Annotated in this window: 19 protein-coding genes and 1 pseudogene; 10 read left to right on the top strand and 10 right to left on the bottom strand. The window is 32.6% G+C overall.

Annotation, left to right across the window (positions count from 1 at the left end):
• Positions 1–51: 51 nt before the first annotated feature.
• From LL966_RS08310 to LL966_RS08275, 8 genes are all read left to right on the top strand, one after another.
• Positions 52–1,011, top strand: a complete 960-nt coding sequence (locus tag LL966_RS08310; RefSeq protein ID WP_095931729.1) for a YihY/virulence factor BrkB family protein — start codon at positions 52–54, stop codon at positions 1,009–1,011.
• On the top strand, positions 1,008–1,532 hold the full coding sequence (locus LL966_RS08305; RefSeq protein WP_229352363.1) for an NADPH-dependent FMN reductase: 525 nt from the start codon (positions 1,008–1,010) through the stop codon (positions 1,530–1,532). Before LL966_RS08310 ends, LL966_RS08305 begins: the two co-directional genes overlap by 4 nt.
• The gene (locus tag LL966_RS08300) at positions 1,533–2,513 is read left to right on the top strand and encodes a transglutaminase domain-containing protein (protein WP_229352361.1); all 981 of its coding nucleotides are present in this window, start codon (positions 1,533–1,535) and stop codon (positions 2,511–2,513) included. It abuts the gene before it with no gap.
• Positions 2,514–2,534: 21 nt separating this feature from the next.
• On the top strand, positions 2,535–3,503 hold the full coding sequence (locus LL966_RS08295) for a transglutaminase domain-containing protein (RefSeq protein WP_229352360.1): 969 nt from the start codon (positions 2,535–2,537) through the stop codon (positions 3,501–3,503).
• An 85-nt stretch (positions 3,504–3,588) separates the two neighbouring features.
• The gene (pncB, locus tag LL966_RS08290; protein ID WP_229352359.1) at positions 3,589–4,764 is read left to right on the top strand and encodes a nicotinate phosphoribosyltransferase; all 1,176 of its coding nucleotides are present in this window, start codon (positions 3,589–3,591) and stop codon (positions 4,762–4,764) included.
• Positions 4,765–4,927: 163 nt separating this feature from the next.
• Complete coding sequence (locus LL966_RS08285; protein WP_229352358.1) at positions 4,928–6,796, top strand: DNA topoisomerase IV subunit B; 1,869 nt, start codon at positions 4,928–4,930, stop codon at positions 6,794–6,796.
• 21 nt (positions 6,797–6,817) lie between these two features.
• Positions 6,818–7,921, top strand: coding sequence for a PDDEXK nuclease domain-containing protein (locus tag LL966_RS08280; RefSeq protein WP_229352356.1), 1,104 nt, complete (start codon positions 6,818–6,820; stop codon positions 7,919–7,921).
• A 22-nt stretch (positions 7,922–7,943) separates the two neighbouring features.
• Positions 7,944–10,664 carry a DNA gyrase/topoisomerase IV subunit A gene (locus LL966_RS08275; protein WP_229352350.1) on the top strand — a complete coding sequence of 907 codons (2,721 nt, stop codon included), beginning with the start codon at positions 7,944–7,946 and terminating at the stop codon, positions 10,662–10,664.
• A 44-nt stretch (positions 10,665–10,708) separates the two neighbouring features.
• Here the strand turns inward: LL966_RS08275 and LL966_RS08270 are convergent.
• Positions 10,709–11,143, bottom strand: a pseudogene (locus LL966_RS08270) (hypothetical protein); the annotation flags it as partial.
• 74 nt (positions 11,144–11,217) lie between these two features.
• Here LL966_RS08270 and LL966_RS08265 point away from each other — a divergent pair.
• Entirely contained in the window at positions 11,218–11,814 is a 597-nt protein-coding gene (locus LL966_RS08265) for a hypothetical protein (protein WP_229352347.1), read from the top strand.
• 61 nt (positions 11,815–11,875) lie between these two features.
• On the opposite strand, the gene LL966_RS08260 is transcribed toward LL966_RS08265, so the two are convergent.
• The 9 genes from LL966_RS08260 to murQ all read right to left on the bottom strand — a co-directional run bounded on the left by LL966_RS08260 (position 11,876) and on the right by murQ (position 20,990).
• Positions 11,876–13,660, bottom strand: a complete 1,785-nt coding sequence (locus tag LL966_RS08260; protein ID WP_229352346.1) for a cytochrome-c peroxidase — start codon at positions 13,658–13,660, stop codon at positions 11,876–11,878.
• A 66-nt stretch (positions 13,661–13,726) separates the two neighbouring features.
• Entirely contained in the window at positions 13,727–15,205 is a 1,479-nt protein-coding gene (locus LL966_RS08255; RefSeq protein WP_229352343.1) for a PhoX family protein, read from the bottom strand.
• Positions 15,206–15,358: 153 nt separating this feature from the next.
• On the bottom strand, positions 15,359–15,994 hold the full coding sequence (locus tag LL966_RS08250; RefSeq protein ID WP_229352342.1) for a 3'-5' exonuclease: 636 nt from the start codon (positions 15,992–15,994) through the stop codon (positions 15,359–15,361).
• 2 nt (positions 15,995–15,996) lie between these two features.
• Positions 15,997–17,916 (bottom strand): DUF294 nucleotidyltransferase-like domain-containing protein, encoded by a 1,920-nt coding sequence (locus LL966_RS08245; RefSeq protein ID WP_229352341.1) that lies wholly within the window; start codon positions 17,914–17,916, stop codon positions 15,997–15,999.
• A gap of 230 nt (positions 17,917–18,146) precedes the next feature.
• Positions 18,147–18,518 carry a DNA topoisomerase IV gene (locus LL966_RS08240; protein ID WP_229352340.1) on the bottom strand — a complete coding sequence of 124 codons (372 nt, stop codon included), beginning with the start codon at positions 18,516–18,518 and terminating at the stop codon, positions 18,147–18,149.
• A gap of 92 nt (positions 18,519–18,610) precedes the next feature.
• Positions 18,611–19,186 (bottom strand): DUF1572 family protein, encoded by a 576-nt coding sequence (locus LL966_RS08235; RefSeq protein WP_229352339.1) that lies wholly within the window; start codon positions 19,184–19,186, stop codon positions 18,611–18,613.
• A 2-nt stretch (positions 19,187–19,188) separates the two neighbouring features.
• A complete protein-coding gene (locus tag LL966_RS08230; RefSeq protein ID WP_229352337.1) occupies positions 19,189–19,761 on the bottom strand; it encodes a pentapeptide repeat-containing protein in 573 nt (190 codons plus the stop codon).
• 24 nt (positions 19,762–19,785) lie between these two features.
• Positions 19,786–20,007, bottom strand: coding sequence for a DUF6095 family protein (locus tag LL966_RS08225; RefSeq protein ID WP_229352332.1), 222 nt, complete (start codon positions 20,005–20,007; stop codon positions 19,786–19,788).
• A 170-nt stretch (positions 20,008–20,177) separates the two neighbouring features.
• Complete coding sequence (gene murQ / locus LL966_RS08220) at positions 20,178–20,990, bottom strand: N-acetylmuramic acid 6-phosphate etherase (RefSeq protein WP_229352330.1); 813 nt, start codon at positions 20,988–20,990, stop codon at positions 20,178–20,180.
• Positions 20,991–21,157: 167 nt separating this feature from the next.
• Between murQ and LL966_RS08215 the strand changes: the two genes are divergently transcribed.
• The gene (locus LL966_RS08215) at positions 21,158–22,297 is read left to right on the top strand and encodes a helix-turn-helix domain-containing protein (RefSeq protein WP_229352328.1); all 1,140 of its coding nucleotides are present in this window, start codon (positions 21,158–21,160) and stop codon (positions 22,295–22,297) included.
• Positions 22,298–22,362 lie beyond the last annotated feature (65 nt).

The following is a 22,362-nucleotide window of genomic DNA, read 5'->3' as shown; positions in this document are numbered from 1 at the left end:
TCAAAATTTTCATTATTGCGTAAATTTGAGAGAATATCAAATAGTCAGCACATGAAAATCAAAAATATATTCTCCAAAACTTGGTTTCTCTTAAAGAATACCTTTTTAGAATTTAACGATGATAACGCAATTAAGTTAAGCGCAGCATTGGCGTACTATACCATTTTTGCGTTACCGCCTCTATTGATTATTATTATCACAATTTGCGGTTTCTTTTTTGGAGAAGAAGCGGTGACCGGAGAATTATACGGACAAATTAATGGTTTGGTAGGTAATGGCGCTGCAACTCAAATTCAGGAAGCTATTAAAAATGTACAATTGTCTGGCGATAATGTTTTTGCAACCGTATTTGGAATCGTTATGCTATTAATTGGAGCCTCGGGAGTTTTTGCCGAAATACAAAGTTCAATTAATTTTATTTGGGGACTTCGTGCAAAACCAGATAAAGGAATTAAGAAGTTTATTCAAAATCGCTTAATGTCATTCTCGATGATTGCTTCGGTTGGTTTTTTGATGCTGGTCAGTCTTTTTATAAGTACCACTTTAGATTTACTTAGTGCACGTCTAAAAGTATATTTTCCAGAAAGTACGGTTTATCTATTTTATATTGTGAACGTGGTCATTGTTTTAGCCAGTATAACACTTCTTTTTGCTATAATTTTTAGAACATTACCAGATGGAAAAATAAAATGGAAAGATGCTTTTATAGGATCAGGTGTTACAGCAATACTTTTTATGATTGGTAAATTTGCCATTGGATTTTATTTAGGCAGTTCGACAGTAGCTTCTGTATATGGTGCAGCGGGTTCTGTGATTATTATTTTGGTTTGGGTTTATTATTCGGCAATAATTCTGTATTTTGGAGCAGAATTTACTAAGGTCTATGCAAAATCTTACGGAGGAAAAATCTATCCTAACGAATATTCTGTAGAAATTGCAAAAGAGATTTACGAAATCGACGGACCAAAAAAAGAACTAATTGAAGAAAAATTACTAAACGAGAAACCATGAAAATTATAGCCTTTGGAGGAAGTAATAGCACACAGTCAATAAATAAACATTTAGCAACTTATGCATCGAGTTTATTTGAGAATGCTGAAGTTGAAGTTTTAGATCTTAACGATTTTGCAATGCCAGTTTTTAGTGTTGATCTTGAAAAAGAAATAGGCCAGCATGAAGTGGCAAAAGCTTTTCTTAGTAAACTCAAAGAAGCTGATATTCTTGTTGTTTCGATGGCAGAAAACAATGGAAATTATTCTGTAGCCTTCAAAAATGTTTTCGATTGGAGTTCACGTATCGAAAAAGATGTTTTTCAGCATAAGCCAATGTTGTTGTTAGCGACTTCTCCAGGAGGAAGAGGAGGTTCATCTGTTTTAGGAATTGCACAAAATCTTTTCCCTCGTTATGGTGCAGAAATTAAAGGAAGTTTCTCATTACCTACATTTGGCGCGAATTTTGATTTGAATGAAAATAAAATTTCTAATCCTGAATTAGATCAAGAACTGAAAGATATTATCAAATCAAATTTTTAAATGCCACAAAAAAAGATTTCATTTTTATTCCTTTTACTAAACATTATTTCTGTCCATTTTGCTTTCTCTCAAAAGATTAGCGATGTAGATAAAATTGTTGCAAAATATCCTAAAAGCTTCAATTCAACCGAAAAACTGGCAGAAAAAATCGAGAAAGATTTTGATTCGGATTCTGAGCGCGCGCGCGCGATCTACAGTTGGATTGCTTTCAATATAAAGTATGATTATAATGCTTATTTAAATCCACAACGCTCGCAAGGTTTTAGTTATTCTTCTGAAGCTGAAAAACAAAGAAAACTAAAACAGATTAATGATAATCTGATTCAAAAAACTTTTAATTCAAAAAAAGCTGTCTGTGAAGGTTTTACAGCATTGTATCAAGATTTAGCGCAACAAGTCGGATTGAAATGCGAAATTGTTCGAGGAGATTCTAAAGTTTCTGTAAGAGATATTGGTAGAAAAACCACTTCGTCTAATCACGCTTGGAACATAGTTTTGATTGACAAGAAATGGCGTTTGATTGATGTAACTTGGGGACAAGGTTATTATGATAGCAGTAAAGGACGAATGGTAAATGATTTTAATCCGGTTTATTTTGATACAGATCCTGATTATTTCTTTGCCAAACATTTTCCAGATTCTGGAACTTTTTCAGGTAATAGATTAAGTAAAAGCGATTTTCTAAATGGTCCTTTAATCTACAATACCACAATCGAAAAAGACTATAAAATTAAATCGCCTGATTCTGGAATAATCGAAGCCAGAAATGGAGATAGGATTACTGTTGAAATCAAAAATGTCTCAAAATCAAATCAGGTTTTTTATTTAAATAAAAGAAATCAACCTGTTAAAGTTCAAAATCCAAAAGAAAAACGAGGAGGTTTAGAATTTCAAATTCTTATAGACAATAATATAGGTGATTATGTCACTATATTTATTGATACAAATAGTATCGTTTCTTTTAAAATTGTTTCAAAATAAGATTCTTTTCAGTCTAAATTTATGATAATTAGGAAAATTGCTATTGTATTTGTTTTTTTTAACTTCATGACTATTACTTATTCCCAAAAGTATAATGCAATTGATAGTATTGTATTGAAATACCCAAATTTTGGAAATACAGAAAAATTGGCAGAACGAATCCAAAAAGATTTTACTACAGAATATGATAAAGCAAGAGCAATCTACAGTTGGGTTGCGCTTAACATTAATTATGATGTGAAAAAGTTTCGTAATCCTTCAAATCCAAAAACTTTTAATTCTAAAGATAAATCTGAAGTCGATAGACAGATGAAAAACTATCGAGATAATGAGATCAAAAAAGCGTTTAGAAATAAAAAAGGAGTCTGTGAGGATTTTTCTCTTTTGTATGAGCAAATAGGTACATTATCAGGATTAAAAGTAAAGGTAGTTATTGGAGATGCTAAAGTTGATTTAACTGATATTGGAAGAAAAAGATTGTATAGCAATCACGCTTGGAATACGGTAGAAATTGATGGAAAATCGATTTTGATTGATGCTACATGGGGCGGCGGTTATTTAGATTACAAAACAGAAACTGCGGTTAAAAAGTTTACGCCAATTTATTTTGATGTGGAACCAAAATATTTTTACGCAAAACATTTTCCTGAATCTGAATTTAAAAATCCTAAAATGGATAAAGAAGCTTATTTGAATGGGCCATTAATTTACGATGCAATGATAGAAAAGGATTGTGAAGTTTTCTTGCCGAAATCAGGTATTGTTAAAGTAAATGAGGGAGATAAAATATTGTTTAAAATTAAAAATCTTTCAGAATTTAATGAATTATCTTGTTTTGATAATGATGATGAAAAACTTGAAATGTTTATTCTAAAAGAAGAAAACAATGTGCTGGAATTTGAAATTTTATGCAAAAAGAAAATGACGCAATTTATTACGTTTTATAGAAATCAAAAAGCTTTAGCTTCTTTCAAAATAATAACAAAATAGAGAAAATTAAGCAGATTCTTTATATCATTTTCTTCTTCTGTCAATTTGCCGTATCTTAGCAGTAAATGATCCGAATTTGAACACTATGGAAACGACTTTTCTAAAATCGATACTAGATAATGATTTCTATAAATTTACGATGCAGCATGCTGTAATCAAGCTTTTTCCTAAAGCAAAAGTTCGTTACGGATTTATAAATCGTGGTAAGCATATTTTTCCAGCTGGTTTTGCAGATTTACTTCGAAATTCTGTAAATGCATTGGCTGATCTTCGTTTAACAAAAGAAGAGAAAAATTATCTAGCTCATTATTGTCCTTATTTAGATCCAACATATCTAGATTTTCTGCAAGGATATAGTTTTGATCCGTCTGAGGTTCAGATTAGTCAAGAAGGTTCAGAAATTAAAGTAACGGTTGAAGGGTTCTGGTACAGAACTATTTTGTGGGAAGTTCCTTTAATGGCTCTAATTTCGGAGCTTTTTTATAAATCTAATCATTTAATCCGCTTAAATGATGAAGCCATAAAAGAACTGACAAAAGAAAAAATCGATAAGTATAATAAATTAGGAGTTTCGATTTTAGAATTTGGAACCAGAAGACGCCATTCTTACGAAGTTCATGATTTAATAAATGAAACTTTAAGAACCTATGGCGGACACAGTTTTATCGGAACCAGCAATGTACATTTTGCAATGGTTAACAATAGAAGACCTTTAGGAACGCACGCCCACGAATGGTTTATGTTTCATGCCGCTCAATATGGTTTTCAGGTGGCAAATTTTATAAGTCTCGAAAACTGGACAAAAGTTTATGGAGGAGATCTCGGAATTGCACTAACGGATACTTATACTACAGAAATATTCTTTAATCAATTTGATAAAAAATATTCCAAACTTTTTGATGGTGTGAGACACGACAGCGGCGATCCGATTGAGTTTGCCCAAAAAGTAATTGCTCATTATAATAAAATGGGAATTGATCCAAAATCCAAAGCGATTGTTTTTTCAGATTCTCTAAATTATGATAAAGTAAAAAAGATTGCAGATTTTTGTCAAGACAAAATAAAAATGTCATTTGGAATCGGAACCAATTTTACCAACGATGTAGGTCTTCCTGCTATGAATATGGTAATTAAATTAACCGATACAAAGCCCGATAATATACATTGGCAAGGCGTTGTAAAACTTTCTGACGAAAAAAACAAAAATACGGGAACTCCCGAAATGATTGCTTTGGCAAAACAAGTGCTCGGAATCAAATAGTATTTTTTTTGTTTCATCGCTGCTTTTTTATATTTTTAAGGGCGTATTATTTTAAAATTAATTTAAATAGCTTAAAAAGCTGTTATTATTCGTAACAAAAAGAAAAATACGCTTTCATTTTTTGTCGATAAATGGTACATTAGCCAAAAATCCAATTCACCTTATGCTAGAGCAAAATCAATATACCGAAGATAATATTCGATCACTCGACTGGAAAGAACATATCCGTATGCGTCCGGGAATGTATATCGGAAAATTAGGAGACGGTTCTTCTCCAGATGATGGTATTTATATTCTTTTAAAAGAGGTTTTAGATAACTGTATTGACGAGTTCGTAATGGGCTCTGGAAAAACTATTGAAGTCACTATCAAAGATAAAACGGTTTCGGTTCGTGATTATGGGCGTGGAATTCCGTTAGGGAAAGTAGTTGACGTAGTTTCGAAAATGAATACAGGTGGAAAGTACGATTCAAAAGCTTTCCAGAAATCAGTTGGTTTGAACGGAGTCGGAACGAAAGCGGTAAATGCGCTTTCGAATTATTTCCGAGTAGAATCTGTTCGTGATGATAAACAAAAAGCAGCAGAGTTTTCTGCGGGAAATTTAGTTTTAGAAGAAGATGTAATTGATACTACAAAACGTAAAGGAACTAAAGTAACTTTTACGCCAGACGAAACGATTTTCAAAAACTATAAATTCCGTTTAGAATACGTGATCAAAATGGTCAAAAACTATTGTTACTTGAACAATGGTTTGACAATTATTTTCAACGGAGAAAAATATTATTCAGAGAACGGACTTCGTGATTTATTAGAAGAAACGATCAATGAAGACGATTTAGAATATCCAATTATCCATTTAAAAGAGCATGATATCGAGGTTGCGCTTACACACAGTAAAACGCAATACAGCGAAGAATATCACTCTTTTGTAAACGGTCAGAATACAACACAAGGAGGAACACACTTAGCGGCTTACCGTGAAGCGGTTGTAAAAACGATTCGTGAGTTTTATAACAAGAATTTCGAAGCATCAGATGTTCGTAAATCTATTGTAAGTGCGATTAGTATTAAAGTGATGGAACCTGTTTTTGAGTCTCAGACCAAAACAAAATTAGGTTCTACAGATATGGGTTCTGACGACGGAACACCAGCGGTTTCTGTTCGTACTTTCGTAAACGATTTTATCAAAACGAAACTGGATAATTATCTGCATAAAAATCCAACAACTGCAGATGCTTTGTTACGCAAAATTCTTCAGGCAGAACGTGAGCGTAAAGAATTATCAGGAATTAGAAAACTGGCTACAGATCGCGCTAAAAAAGCCAATCTTCACAATAAAAAATTAAGAGATTGCCGCGCCCACCTTCCAGATACCAAAAACCCAAGAAACCTAGAAAGTACGCTTTTTATTACCGAGGGAGATTCGGCTTCTGGGTCAATTACAAAGTCACGTGACGTAAATACACAAGCGGTTTTCAGTTTACGTGGTAAGCCTTTGAATTCATACGGAATGACGAAAAAGATTGTGTATGAAAACGAAGAATTCAATTTACTGCAAGCAGCATTAGATATTGAGGACGGATTAGAAAAATTACGTTACAACAACATCGTAATCGCAACCGATGCCGATGTGGACGGAATGCACATTCGTTTGCTTTTGATTACGTTCTTTTTACAATTTTTTCCAGAGTTAATCAAAGAAGGGCATTTGTATATTTTGCAAACACCGCTTTTTAGGGTTCGTAATAAAAAAGAAACGATTTATTGTTACTCTGAAGAAGAAAGAAAAGATGCTATTGAGAAACTCAAACCAAAACCAGAAATCACCCGATTTAAAGGTTTGGGGGAGATTTCGCCAGATGAGTTCAAAAACTTCATTGGAGACACGATCCGCCTTGATCCGGTTATGATGGATAAACATACTTCAATCGAGCAGTTGTTGTCTTTCTACATGGGTAAAAACACGCCGGATAGACAAGAGTTTATTATCAAGAACTTGAAGGTTGAGATTGATGAGTTGGAGGAGGTTTAAGAATTTTTAGAATAACAAATAGTGTCAGACGGTCTTCAAAATAAAGTTATTTTCCAGCAAGTTGCCGAGCTATTGCAAAATGCCCGACAACAGGTTTTGCGTACCGTAAATTCTACAATGACAATTACTTATTTTGAAATTGGAAGAATTATTGTTGAAGAAGAGCAAAATGGAAAAGATAGGGCTGAATATGGAAAACAGCTTCTAAAAGGTTTATCCCAACAGCTAACAAAAGAGTTTGGTAAAGGCTTTTCTGTTAGGAATTTAGAGCAAATTAGACAATTCTATATTATTTTTTCAAAATCCGAGTCACTGAATAGGATTTTACAAATTCAAAAAGCGCAGACAGTGTCTGCGGAATTCAAATCTCAAAAAACGCAGTCAGTGACTGCGGAATTTAATAAACCAGATTATCAAACTTTGTCTTCTTTTTTTAAATTGACTTTCAGTCATTATATTTTTTTAATGCGAATTGAAGATGAAAAAGAAAGACGGTTTTACAAAATTGAATCTGAAAAAAATAATTGGAGCGTTCGAGAATTAAAGTGCCAATACGATACGGCACTTTATACACGATTAGCTTTAAGTAGAGATAAAGATGGAATATTAAAGCTTTCAGAACATGGTCAGATTATCGAAAAGCCAAAAGATATTATCAAAGATCCTTATATACTAGAATTTTTAGGATTACCGGAATTACATCAATATTCAGAATCTCAATTAGAAGAAAAAATCATTAATAAACTGGAACAGTTTTTATTAGAATTAGGTCATGGTTTTACTTTTGTGGGAAGACAAGAAAGAATTAGTTTTGATGATAAACATTTTAGGATTGATTTAGTCTTTTACAATAGAATTTTAAGATGTTTTGTTCTGATTGATTTGAAAATTGGAGAGTTAAAACATCAGGATTTAGGACAGATGCAAATGTATGTTAACTATTATGACAGAGAAATGCGTTTGGAAGATGAAAATAAAACAATCGGAATTGTGCTTTGTCAAAATAAAAGTGAATCTGTAGTCAAATATACATTGCCAGAAAATAATGAGCAGATTTTTGCGAGTAAATATAAGACCGTTTTACCAAGCGTTGAAGTTTTAAAAGAACTTCTTGAAAACAAATAAAATTATAATTAGATATAATTAAATGAAAGACGAAGAAGACGATAACATAATTCCAAACGACGACGAGAATAATCAGGATGAAAACCAAATTGATGACAATCAAAATGGAGATGACGATGAGATTATCGACGTAGATGCTAAACATTTCGAAGGACAGCATTTTTACGAAAATCACGAAGAAGAAGGCGAGGACGTTATTACCAAAGTAACCGGAATGTACAAAGACTGGTTTTTGGATTATGCTTCATACGTAATTCTGGAACGTGCAGTTCCTGCTATCGAGGACGGATTTAAACCGGTTCAGCGTCGTATTATGCACTCTTTGAAAGAGTTGGACGATGGTCGTTATAATAAAGTTGCCAATGTTGTTGGTCACACCATGCAGTATCACCCACACGGAGATGCGAGTATTGGAGATGCAATGGTACAAATTGGTCAAAAAGACTTATTGATTGATTGCCAAGGAAACTGGGGAAATATTTTGACAGGTGACGGAGCAGCAGCTTCGCGTTATATTGAGGCACGTCTATCTAAATTTGCTTTAGAGGTTTTATATTCTCCTAAAATTACAGATTGGGGAGTTTCGTATGACGGTCGTCGTGCAGAACCAAACAATCTTCCAGTAAAATTCCCATTGCTTTTAGCGCAGGGAGCAGAAGGTATTGCGGTTGGACTTTCGACTAAGGTTTTACCTCATAACTTCAATGAGTTAATCGACGCTTCGATCAAGATTTTAAAAGGAAAACCATTTACGCTTTATCCTGATTTTATGACGCAGGGTATTGCAGACGTTTCCAATTATCATGATGGTATGCGTGGCGGTCGTGTGCGTGTGCGTGCTAAAATTTCACAATTAGACAAAAATACATTGGTGATTACACAAATTCCGTTTTCTACCAATACATCGAGTTTAATTGATAGTATTTTGAAAGCCAATGAAAAAGGTAAAATAAAAATTAAGAAAATTGAAGACAATACCGCTGCGGATGTTGAGATTTTAATTCATCTTTTCCCAGGCGTTTCTCCAGATAAAACAATTGATGCTTTGTTTGCTTTTACAGCTTGTGAAACTTCTGTAGCACCTTTAGGATGTGTTATTGAAGACAATAAACCTTTGTTTATTGGAGTTTCTGAAATGTTGAAAATTTCAACGCACAGAACCGTCGATTTACTTCGTCAGGAATTAGAAATTCAGCTTGAAGAATTAAAAAATAAGTGGCATTTTTCTACTTTAGAAAAAATCTTCATTCGTGAAGAAATGTATATCGATTTCAAATTGTACGGAGACAGAGAATCACTTTATAAATATTTATACGATCGTTTTGAGCCTTTCAAAAAATCATTCGTCAGAGAAATCAACGACGAAGATTTACAGCGTTTGACTCAAATTCCAATGATTCGTATTACTCGTTTTGACTCTGATAAAGCAGATGATTTAATTGCTAAGTTAGAAGATGAGATGAAGGAAGTAGAGCATAATCTAGAACATTTAACCGATTTTGCAATTGCTTATTTTACCAAATTAAAAGAGAAATACGGAAAAGGGCGAGAACGCCAGACAGAACTTCGTGTTTTTGATAACGTTGAAGCTACAAAAGTAGTTTTACGTAACACGAAACTTTATGTGAATCGCGAAGAAGGATTCGTAGGAACAAGTTTAAAGAAAGATGAATATGTAGGCGATTGTTCCGATATTGATGATGTTATCGTGTTTCTTAGAGATGGAACATTGATGATTACAAAAGTCGATGCCAAAACTTTTATTGGAAAAGATATCATACACGCTGCAGTCTTTGATAAAAACGATAAACGAACCATTTATAACATGATGTATCGTGATGGAAAATCAGGACCATCATACATAAAACGTTTCAATGTTACTGGAGTAACACGCGATAAAGCTTACGATTTAACAAATGGTACAAATGGATCTCAAGTGGTTTATTTTTCACACAATCCAAACGGTGAAGCAGAGGTTGTGACTATTTTGTTGCGTCAAGTTGGAACAATCAAGAAACTGAAATTCGATATTGATTTTGCTAAACTCGCAATTAAAGGTCGTGGATCAAAAGGAAATTTGGTTACAAAATATCCAATCAAAAAAATTGAATTAAAAGAGAAGGGAATTTCGACTTTACTGCCAAGAAAAGTTTGGTTTGATGATACTGTTAAACGTTTAAATGTTGATGCAAGAGGGGAATTATTGGGCGAATTTAAACCAAGTGATAAAATTTTAGTAATTAGCCAGACAGGTAAATTAAAAGTAATTATTCCTGAATTATCAACTCATTTTGAAGAAGATATGATTGTTCTGGAGAAATGGAAACCTAAAAAGCCAATTTCTGCAATTTATTATGATGGTGAAAAAGAACGTTATTTCTTAAAACGTTTCCTTGTAGAAAATGAAGGTAAAGAGGAAAGCTTTATTACAGATCATCCAAATTCGCAATTAGAGATTGTTTCAACAGATTATCGACCTGTTGCGCAATTAGTTTTTGCGAAAGTAAAAGGAGTTCAAAAAGAAGATTTACATATTGATGTTGAGGACTTTATAGCGGTAAAAGGTTTTAAAGCTTTAGGAAATCAATTAACTACGGATAAACTAAAACAGGTTAATTTATTAGACCCGCTTCCTTATGAAGAACCGGTCGAAGAAGTTCCGGAAAAGCCAGAAATATCAGAAGATGATCCTGTTGAAACAGAATTAGATGATGATGGGCAAATTGGTTTGGTTTTAGAATAAAAAATAAAAAACGCTAGGATTAATTTCTTAGCGTTTTTTTTGATTTAAAGATTAATTTCATTGAGTGAAACTATTTCTCTTTTAGTCCATTTTACTTCATTATTTTCAATGCTAACAAAAATAGTATCACCATCTTTTGCTTCGCCAGAAATTATTTTCTTTGCCAAAGGTCTTCTTAAATGCGTTCTGATAATACTTTTAATTGGTCTTGCTCCATATTTAGTATTGTAACCATTTTCGGCAAGGTAAAGTTTCACATCCATAGGAATTTCAACTTTAATATTTATGTTTTTCAATAAATCTGTAAACTCTTTTTTGAGGTGAATTTCGAAAATTTTCAATGCATTTTCTTTACTGATAGGCGCAAAAGGTACTATTTCGGTTAAACGTCCTAAAAATTCGGGTCTGAAATAATTTGCCATAATTTCCAGTAAGGAAGTTGATGTTGGGATTTCTCCATTATTGAAGGTACTCACAATGGGAATTACTGCAAAACCTTCTAGATTTATTAAAAGATGAAAGTTCCTCTTTTGCAGGTTTAGGAAAAGATTTCATGAATAGCTCTTTGCTTCAAATTAACCAGTTATTTGCTTCCGTAGAACAGCAAGCCAAAGAGAGCAATTTTTCTAAAAATAACGATCCTTATTTAATGATTAAACCCAAAGCAGACGAATCTGTAGGTAAATCATTTAAGATCAGTTATTGGTCGACATGTGCCGAAGAAGGAAATGATATCAAAGCAGGAACGGTTTTGGAGTGCAAAGATGATTTGTTTTTTGTAAGCCAGACAACGACACTTTTGACAAATACTGTTGGTGGATTAAACAAACAAAATAATAAAGATCGAATTTTAGCTTATAGAAATGCTTTATTGACTAGAGGAAGAATTGTAACTTTTGCAGATATTAAAGCTTTTGGTTTTAACCATTTTAGAAGTTCGATTTCAGATATTAAAATCGAAAAAGGAACAAGAAAAGAAATTTCTGTAAAAGCTGGTTTTAGCAGAACTGTCGATATATTCATTAAAACAAATCCTGATGAGAAGCAGCATTTGTCAGATTCGGAGTGGAAATATCTTTGTGATAGCTTCATGAGAAATCTAAAAAATAGATCATCAAATGTATTTCCGTATAGAATGTTTGTTGATTAAATTACATAACGCCGAAAAGTAAATTTTCGGCGTTATGTTCAATTGGAATTTTATTTTGGTTTTACTGGTATTTCTTATCCGTAAGTGTTTTCATAAAAGCAACAAGCGCTTTTTCTTCTTTCACTGTTAAATTCAGTTTGTCAAATGGTAAAGTTTGATTTTCTACTTCATAACCTAAACCAACTCCACCGCCTTTATTGTAAAAAGAAACTACTTCTTCGAGAGTCTTAAAAACTCCGTTATGCATGTATGGAGCTGTAATTGCTGCATTTCGAACTGTCGGAGTTTTAAAAGCACCTATTAATTGAGGCATTTTATTATATAAATAACGTCCTTTATCTGGGCTTAAAGATTTTCCAGAAGCTTCATTTGGAGTTCCGATAACTTCGTGTTCGGTTTTAGAATAACTTGGAGGAACTGTTCCGTTAAATATAGGCGTAAAATGACAAGTAGCGCATTTTGCTTTTCCCATAAAAAGGTTCATTCCTTCAATTTCCTCATTGTTAAGAGCATTTTTATTTCCTCTCATATAATCATCAAATCTCGAATCAAAAGCATTTAAAGATCTTACATAACTCGCAATAGCATTTTGAATCTGCCAAGCTTCTGGTTTTGAAGTTTTAGGATAACCTTTCAAGAAGAGTTTTACATATTCTTTATCTACTTGAATTTTAGCATTAATGTTTTCAATAGAACCATGCATTTCATCTTTATTCTGAATAACATCAACACTTTGTTTTTCTAAATCTAATTGACGCATATCCCAAAATTGAGCATTTTGTAATGAGGCATAGGTCAGAGTAGGAGTGTTTCGTGGTAAATTCATTCCGGTTAAAGAAACATTAGTTTTTAATCCATCTGTAAAAGCTTTTTCCGGATTATGGCAAGTCGCACAATTTCGGTCGTTATTTTTTGAAAGACTTTTGTCGTAAAACAATTTTTCGCCTAAAACTGCTTTTTCTTTAGTAAAATCATATTCTTTAGAAAGTACAAAGCCGTTGACATCAAAAGCGTCTTTATCAAATAAAGTTCCAATAGTTGACTTTAAAGGACTATTTTTCTTTACATTTTGAATATTTTCCTGTTTCTGAAAATCTTTCAATTTTTTAGATATTGGATTGAGATATTCTGTTATAAAAATGGCTCGATTAAAAGCATTGAAATTATTGTTTTCTGTACAGTACTGCTGTGCTTTTTTAGTCAATTCTCTTAATTCAGATAGTGATTTATTATCAGTATTGATTTTTTCGAGAGTTTTTGGAATTGAGATTAGACTTTGGCCAGTCTCTAGAATTGAAGATTGTAAAATAGGACTGTCAAAACCTGTTATTCCTAAAGTGACAACTCTAAAAACATTCTGTTGAATAGCATCCAATACATAATCATCGCTTACTGTTATAACTTCAAAAGTACTTTCAAGCTGCTTTATATTCGATTGAAATATATTTAATTCTCTAGTTAAATCTTCTTTACTTTCAGGATTATATTCAGGATAAATTATTTCTTCCATAACTTGAAAACCGTGAGGCTCAAAAGATCTGTTTTCTTCCAGTTCCATTTCGTCCAATGCTGGACCATTCATAAATCTGGCGGTTTCAGGAATAAAATACTCAATTGCCCATTCGACTTTTTTATAAGCCAGACGTGACTTTTTAAATTGTTCTATAATTTCTTTCTGTGGCGAATTGTTTTTTACAAGCTTTTGAAAATGAACAATTTCATTATTCAGTTTACTTAAATCAATAAGTAATTCTTGTTTGACTGTAGGTTTTGAAGTTTCATTTTGTTTACATGAAAAGAAAAAACAAAGCAGTATGAATAGAAAAGAAAAGTGTTTTAATTTCATAATAGGACTGTAATAGCAATAACCCTTATTGTGTAATAAGGGTTGTCAAATAGATTTTGGCTGTGATTATCTTTGTACGTTTCTAATAATTACAGTTTGCCCGCCTTCTTTATTAGTTTGCGTTCCTGAACCGTCAGCATTTTTAAATGCATCACTTTGCCAAGTGTGTGGGTGAATGTTTACTGTGAAAGTATCTGGAACACCAATGATATCTGAAATATCTTCCATAGCACCAAATTCCCAGCTTCCAAATCTCATTTCGCCACTTTGGTTGTAAAGTGTATTCCAAGCCACATCTGTTCTTTTGTGGTTCATGTTTAACCAAGCTTTGTTTTGTTTTGTACCAATGTTGTACTGCCAGATGTATGAATCGTGTTTAGCATCTGCATAATAACTGTCACCATCTTCTTGGATGTAAACATAGTTTTCAGTTACACATAAGTTATCAGGATTGATGATTCCAGTTCCAGGAGTACTGTCACCTTCAACAGCCAATTCTAACGTTCCTTTTAATGGATTTGAAGCGTCTAATTTTAGTTTATAAACTCTTCCCCACATGGTATATCCTTCAACTGGAGCATTATTAGTTGCTTGACCTGTTGCAGTAAAGTAGATTTCTCTATTATTGTTTGCGCTTCCTTTTCTGTAATCTACATCTTCAACTCTAGAAAAACGAATTGCTTTTAAATCGTTTACCGTTGTATTGATCACAGCGCCGGTTAAGTTTTTAGCATTTGGAATTTCAACAAATTCTACAGGATATGAACCAGTTAATGTCATAGTCATTTCAACCTGATTTCCGTCTGTTCTTTTTAAAGCATATAATTTTCCGTTAGACAAATCTCCAACTGTACTTACATACATAATTAATTGTCCAGCACTTACGTGTGAAGTTGCATAGGATTGATCTTCTCCAATAAGAATAACTGTTTTTCCGGGATAAGCTTCTTTTGGAAGCGGAACAGCATTTTCCATACTTGCTTTTCCTAAAGCTGGTAAAACTCTATCTTTTCTAGCTTTATCAGAAGATAATCCTAGCGGGTTAATTCCGTGAACCATACTTTCCTGACCGCTTTCTCCAGCAGTTAAAAAGATTGGACCAAAACCATGAATTTCTGGAGTTGCCAAAGTTGCAGAACATAAACGTGTTAAACCTCCAACACCATCAACTAAGTAATCTCCTTTTACAGGTTTGAATGTTTTATCTAAATATACTCTTGAAACCGATTGTAGGATTTCGTGGTTTGTAATCATAATGTATCCATCGCCATTTGGATCTTTCATTAATCCTGCTCCATCAGGCTGAGCACCATAAACAAAAGAAGGTGAGTCTGGAAGAACATCAGAACTTGCAATTAAAGTGCTGATTTTTAGGTTTTCGAATCCAGTCATTGGATAAACAAAAGCAGGTACTTTTGAATGTGACGTAAAATCGATACTTGCATTTACTTCATTTGAAGATTTTTTGTCATCATCTTGGCAGCTAATTGCAGATAAACCTACAATTCCAAGGACGGTAATTGACTTTAATAAGTTAGCTTTCATAATTGTTTTGTGTTTTTTTTGATAGAACAAATCTATCTCTCTAAAACAAAATACACGTTATGTTAATTTTTTCTTAATGCTAATAATTGTAAGTCTGATATTATCAAATGGTAAATTAGAAGTTTAGAATGTAAATTTAAGAATCATAAAATCTTAAAGTGGTTTAAACAGCTGATTTAAATTAACTGCTTTTTTCTCTTTTAATTTTTTTACAATTTTAAGAAAAGCAATAGCAGTAATATATGCATCACCTAATGCGGTATGGCGGTCTTTTTTGGAAATATCAAATTTATCAGCCAGATCATCAAGCGTATAATGATCTTTTCGCTCAAACAGATGAGATTGAATTAATGTCTTTTTATACAAATATGCAGTATCGAGAGTCTTGTTTGTTAATTGTGGAAGTCCGTTTCTTTCTAAAGCTTTATTAATCATCGTAACATCAAAAATAGTATGATGCGCAATAATTATGGAATCGCCAAGAAAATCTAAAAACTGCTGTAAAGCCTCTAATTCAGTTGGACGTTTGACAAGTAAATCTTTTAGAATTCCGTGAATTTGTGCCGTAGATTTATCATAATGATCTTGTTTAAGATAAACCTCAAAACTTTGCTGAACATTGATTATTCCGTTTTGAAGAGTCAATGCGCCAATACAAAGCATACGGTCATTCTCATAATCAAACCCAGTTGTTTCAGTATCTAAAACGACAAAACGAGTTTCTTCAATCGTAACATTTTCGTCAAACAGATTGATTTCCTCTTTTTTCCAAAAATTGAATAAACTCATTATTATACCAGATTTGAGATGTTAAAACGAACAGAAATTAATTCCTGCAGTTCTTTAATGGTCTTAAAAGTACGTTTCAGCTTAATTTTTTCCATTTTGGTTAAAGATTCCAATTCGATAAACTGCCCCGAATCATGGTGCAGAAGACCTTGTTTGGTTCTAAATTTTAGTAAAGCTTTAAAGGAGTAAGAACACGATAAATACAACTCTCTATTATTAGGTTCTAATTCTGCCAATTTTTCAAATCGTTCTGCCGTATTGCTGATTCCTTTAATAGAATGAGATAAAATTAAAACGCGCGCAGCATCAGTCAAAGGCATTAAAGCTCTTCGTTTAATATCAAAATTGTCTTTATTAGCGCCATCTTGTTCAACCAAAAATTGTCTAAAGAAACCTGTAGGAGACGGACTTTGCAGAGCACCGCTCACTAAATGCATATAGAAAATCGGATTTGCTTTTATGGTTTCAAAAATATAATCTGAAAGCTGGCTTACAATTTCTGTATCACCGTAAGTAGAGCTATAATCAAAGAAAATAAAAGATAATAAAACCTCATTTTTTCCGGGATTTGTAATCCAATGACGTACTTGATTTTTCCAATCATCTAAACTCATACACCATTTTGGATTGGATGCCATCATTTCGGCTGGGCAGTAATCATATCCAATTTCAAAAAGACCTTTATTGACAAGTCCAGCAAACTTTTGAAAATAAATTCTGGTTTCATCTTTAAAAACTTCATTTACATTTTCATAAACAATAGCATTATCTTGATCAGTATGCAGCATTTGTTCACCTCTTCCTTGACTTCCCATTGCCAGCCAGGCAAATTTTACTGGTGGAGGACTACTCATTTTATCGATACAAATTTCGATTACACGAGTAGTGCAAGCTTCATTTAGTTCTGTAATAATTTTGGTAATTAAGGTCATCGGAATATTTTGATCCAAATAACCTTGCAACAATTGCATAATTTGGTTTCGAATCGGTTTTATCTCCTTGATCTTTTTGGTACGTTTCAAAGCTTTTATTAATACAGCCGGATTGTTTCCAAGCGCAACCATAACATCATGTTTAGATAAAATACCAACTGCTTTTGTATTTACAGTTCCATCTTTTGTTAAACATAAATGACTTATATTGCTTTTCATCATCGCCATTTGTGCTTCTGTAACGGTCATTTTTTTAGAATACGTAATAACGGGTTTTGTCATTATCGTTTCTGCTGTGGTAGTAATAGGAAAATCTCCAGTTACGATTTTGTTACGTAAGTCTTTGTCGGTCAAAATACCAATCGGGAGCATTTCATCTACAATTAAAATTGCTCCGACTTTCTTTTTACTCATAATTATTGCAATATCTCGAACGGTTGTAGATGGACTGCAAGTGACTATTTTTTTTGAATATTTAATTGGGGCTAAATCAAAAGAATGATTGCTAGAATGAAGATCATCATCTAATAAATCATCGCCATATAATTTATCTTTATGAATATCAGAGTACGGATTTCTTGTATTTGAAGCGTAACTTTCGATCAGGAAATTTCCAACATTTCTGTTTTCAAGTGCATAAGGTTTAAAAACTGCAATTGGAATAGCGTATAAAATACTTTCTTCATGTGCTACGGCTTCCATAATGTAGTTTTCTTGTGCCAATAGCGGGCGAAGTCCAAAGATATCGCCTTCATCGCACATGTCTAAAACGGTGTTTTTGGTGCTTCTTTTTAAAGCGACAGCGCCCTTATGAACCACATAAAAAGAATCGTGAGTTTTGTCGTTTTCGGCAAATATTACAGCATCTTTTTCTTTATAAATTATAGAAATCTGTTCAGATAGTTTTTCTAAATCTTTCTGATGCAAAAAATTAAATGGCGGATAACTCTTTAAAAAATCGGCAACTCTTTGCGAAATGGTATTTTTCATGTGGCTAGATTAAAGTTCTAAAGTACTATTTTAAATAGAAATGTAAAAGAAACACATTTATTTTTTAAGTGACAAAGGGACAGAGGTGCAAAGAGGCAAAGGTTTTTTCCACAGTTTTTGTCATACCGAGGAACGAGGGATCTGCGTAAGTAACTCCACAAAGTGTTTCAATCATTAAAATAAAAAAAAAGCTCCCTAAAATGGAGCTTAAATTTTTATAAAATCAAGAATTATTCAACTTTATGAACTGTACCGCGCTGTTTTTCTTCAGAACCGACCATTCCAAATTCAAAAGTATAAGAATCTTTAGAAGTCGTTAGAATTTTCATACTTATTGCTTTTTCTTCAGCCATATTTTTTGGATGTTTCTTTTGTAGAATATATTCGCAGTCACTTACCCAGCGAATGGTTGCAGTATCTGTTTTTCCTTCAAAAGTTTCAATTTCAATATCTTCTTTGCGTTCAAAAAAAGTGGTGTTTTTTTCACCATTTACTTCGTATTCAAATTTAAATTTCCCAGTTTTAAAATCTTTACAATTATGCTCGGCATTATAGCAGGAAACTAATGCCAAAAAGGGAAATAATAATATAATTTTTTTCATTTTTTTTATGCTTTAAGCTTTAGGCAATAGGCTTTAAGCTTAATAATAAGCGGTTTTGCTTATTGCATATTGCTTAAAGCTTATAGCTTTTATCATTTCAATCTTTTTAATTCATCGTCAGTAAAGTTCTTAATTTCTTTTTCTTTAGCAAACTTTTCAGCGTTGTAATTTCCTGATTTATTTTTTGGAATTGATAAACTATTCCATTCGCTGTTTTTCAATTGTTTGGCATAAAAAACAATCTGCCCGATATGATAAGGATAATGTGCTAATTGACGATTTATCGCTTCTATAACGGTATGACCTTCGTTTCTAATATAAATGATGTCTGAAAGCTGTGCAGGAGTTAAATTTTCTAAGGCTTTTTCAAGACAATTCCAGCCTTTGTTCCAAAGTTCTAACACTTCTTCTTTGGATTTTAAATCATTTTCGAATTCGGCATCGCGGTTTCGCCATTCTTTTTCTCCGTCGGTATTTAAAAAATCCGTCCAGCGCGAAAGCATGTTTCCTGAAATATGTTTGATAATGGTGGCAATGCTGTTTGTATCTTCATTAAAAGCAATAAAAAGCTGTTCTGGCTCAAGCTGATTGATTGCTTTTTCGCCTAGCATTTTATAATATAAAAACTGCTTTTTGGTACTTTCTAAATAAGAATTATCGGCGCTCATACTTAAACAATTTTAATGTCATATTTATCTAAAAGTCCAACAATTCCATCATTAGAAAATTGTGCTTTTTTCATCGGATTAAATTCTGGATCAATTTTGTAATTATAAGCCGTTTTAAAGTTGACTCCCGCCAATTGCGTTTCGTTAAAAATTGCGCCATCTAGATTGCAATTGTCAAAAACAGAATTGGTTAAATTCGTTCCGATAAAAGTTACTTCGCGGACCGAAGAATTGATGAATTTAGTTTTAGGCATTTTTTTGTTTGAAAACAAAGCGTAATCTAAAACACATTCTTCAAACTGAACTTGAAACAGGAAATCGTCACATTCGTTAAAAGCGATTCCGAGAAGTTTACAGTTTCTAAAAGTGACATTTTTTAAACTTGTTCCCGCTAGACTTGTCATAGATAAATTGCAGTCAATAAATTCGCAATCTAAAAAAGAATTTGAACCAAAATTACTGCTAGAAAAATCACAGTTTTTAAAAACACAATCTTCAAACTCTCGATTATTTATTTTTTTGTTGATGTAAACAACTTTTTCAAATGTTTTCTGAATGTGAATTATATCTTCCATAGCGTTGTAGAATTAAAATGGATTTTAATCATTAAATATACCTTTCATGATGATTTTCAATCCTAAAAAGATTAAAAACATAGCAGACAAACAAGCTACAATTCCTATTCCTAAAACAAGATAATGCCAATTTGTATGCTGATTCATAAAAGCATTATAAATCATTGATGGCCCAAGAAACATCAGTGGCAGAGCGCCGGTTAGATATTTAACTCCTTTTGTTAGTAATTCTTTATTTGTTGCCATGTTTCTTTGTTTCAAGTTACTTGATTTGTATTTAAACGCAAAGTACGCAAAGTTTTTTTACATTAGAAACTTTAAATAAAGCGAAAAGTTCGCAAAGCTTTAAGAAAAAACCTTGCGAACCTTGAGTAAACCTTTGCGAGCTTAGCGGTTAAAATACCACAAAGAACCCTTTACTTATTATAATTGTCAACAGCATTTCTAACGCTGCCATATTTTTTCAATAATTCTGAAGCCACTTCATAGGAAACAGGAATTTCTCCCATAATCATTTTCACGCCACGATCTACTAGTTTGATGTTGCTCAATTGCATGTCGACCATTTTGTTTCCTCTAACTTTTCCAAGCTGAATCATTGCGGCAGTCGAAATCATATTTAAAACCAATTTCTGCGCTGTTCCGGCTTTCATTCTCGAACTTCCTGTAATGAATTCTGGTCCTACCACAACTTCAATTGGAAATTGCGCTGTCAGTGCCAACGGACTTCCCGCATTACAAGTAATACAGCCCGTAATAATATTGTTCTTATTACAGGTTTCTAAACCACCAATCACATAAGGAGTAGTACCAGAAGCAGCAATTCCGATTACAACATCATTCGAAGAAATATTAAAATTCTGAAGATCAATCCAGGCTTGTGTTGGATTATCTTCTGCATTTTCTACTGCGCGTCTTATAGCGGTGTCTCCGCCTGCAATAATACCATTTACTAAATCGAAAGGAACACCAAAGGTTGGCGGACATTCCGAAGCATCAACAACACCAAGACGTCCAGAAGTTCCAGCGCCAATATAAAACAATCTGCCTCCTAATTTTAGTTTTTCGACTATCTGCGGAATTAAAGCTTCTATTTGTGGTAAAGCTTTTTCTACCGCATAGGGAACGGTTTTGTCTTCTTGATTTATATTGGATAACAATTCATGAACAGACATTTTTTCTAAATGTTCATATTTTGATGTTTGTTCAGTAGTTTTCGTAAATGTCATTTTATCGTTATTTAGACTGGTCAAAATTAACATTTTTTATTTCAACTTCGAAATTTAGTATACAAAGTCACAAAGATTTAAAGTTTTGTTTGTCCTGTTGCGAATCCTTTCTTACATCTTTATTAAAAGAAGTAAAGTATTATATTTGTTAAAATTTTAAAAGATAGATGGATAAATTAGATTTATTGCAGGGAATTGGTCGAATTTCAGTTTTTGTTTCGTTATTACTTGCATTTTTTTTATTGACGGTAAAAACCGAAAATAAACTGGCTAACCGATTATTTGCGTGGTTTTTTATTTTTTCGGCTATTGATTTGAGCGGTTTTTTTATTGATGCAACCAATAGAGTAGAGCTTAATTTAGAGATTTTTAGATCTACAGCCTGTTTATTAGGCATGCCTTTATTTTATCTTTTTGTTTTGGCTGTCTGTTATTCTGATTTTAAATTGAAATGGAAACATCTGGTACATTTAATTCCTTTTATAGTAGTTAATTTGGTTTTCATTCCTAGAATTTATCTGAGTTTTGACTTGAGTTTAGAAGAATTTTTAAAGACATTAAATCTAAAGCCTGAGATTTATTTTATCCAGATTATGATTGAATTTCAATATGCTTTCTATATTATAAGTGTCTTTTTAATTTTACGAAAGTACAGAGAAATTTATCTGGAAAATTATGCTGACCCGAGTACTTCGACTTATAAATGGCTTTTTCAAATAACTTGTGTTTTCCTTATTGCGCATTCTGTTGTTGTCTTAAAAAATATATTGCGCTATAGTGGCTTTAGAGAGATATTTCTTTGGGCAAATGTACTTGTCGGAAGTATCGCTTTGTTTATAACGTGTTGGTTTATAATGAAGGCACTTAATCATCCGGAACTTTTTAGAGGAGTAAATTCTAAATTAAAATTAACGAAGGAGATTCTTCCTGAGGTTGAAGAAAAATCAGAGTCTGTAGATGAACAGAATGATTTGATCAAGATTCAAATTTTGAATTTGAAGCAGTACATGATCGAAAAAGAACCTTTTCTGGATCCCTCTTTAACAATTCAGGAACTTAGCAATCAGATTAATATTCCGGTTCGAGAATTATCCATTTTGATTAATCATCATATGAATCAGCATTTTTTTGATTTTGTGAATGAATACCGCATTCAAAAAGCCATGAATCTCTTAAAAGATGAATCGAAAAAACAATTAACCGTTCTAGAAATATTGTACGAAGTAGGTTTTAATTCAAAATCATCCTTTAATACTTCTTTCAAAAAACATACAAATTTAACGCCGACAGCTTATAGAAATAGTTGAAAATAAACGGTTTGTAAAAAGTCGTACTTCGTATCAAAAAAAGTCGAACCAATTTCATTAGTAGA

The sequence above is a fragment of the Flavobacterium chungbukense genome (assembly GCF_020805785.1).
GTDB classification, from domain to species: Bacteria; Bacteroidota; Bacteroidia; order Flavobacteriales; family Flavobacteriaceae; genus Flavobacterium; species Flavobacterium chungbukense.
The sequence above is the reverse complement of the archived record's forward strand: the minus strand, read 5'-3'. Positions and strand labels throughout refer to the sequence as shown.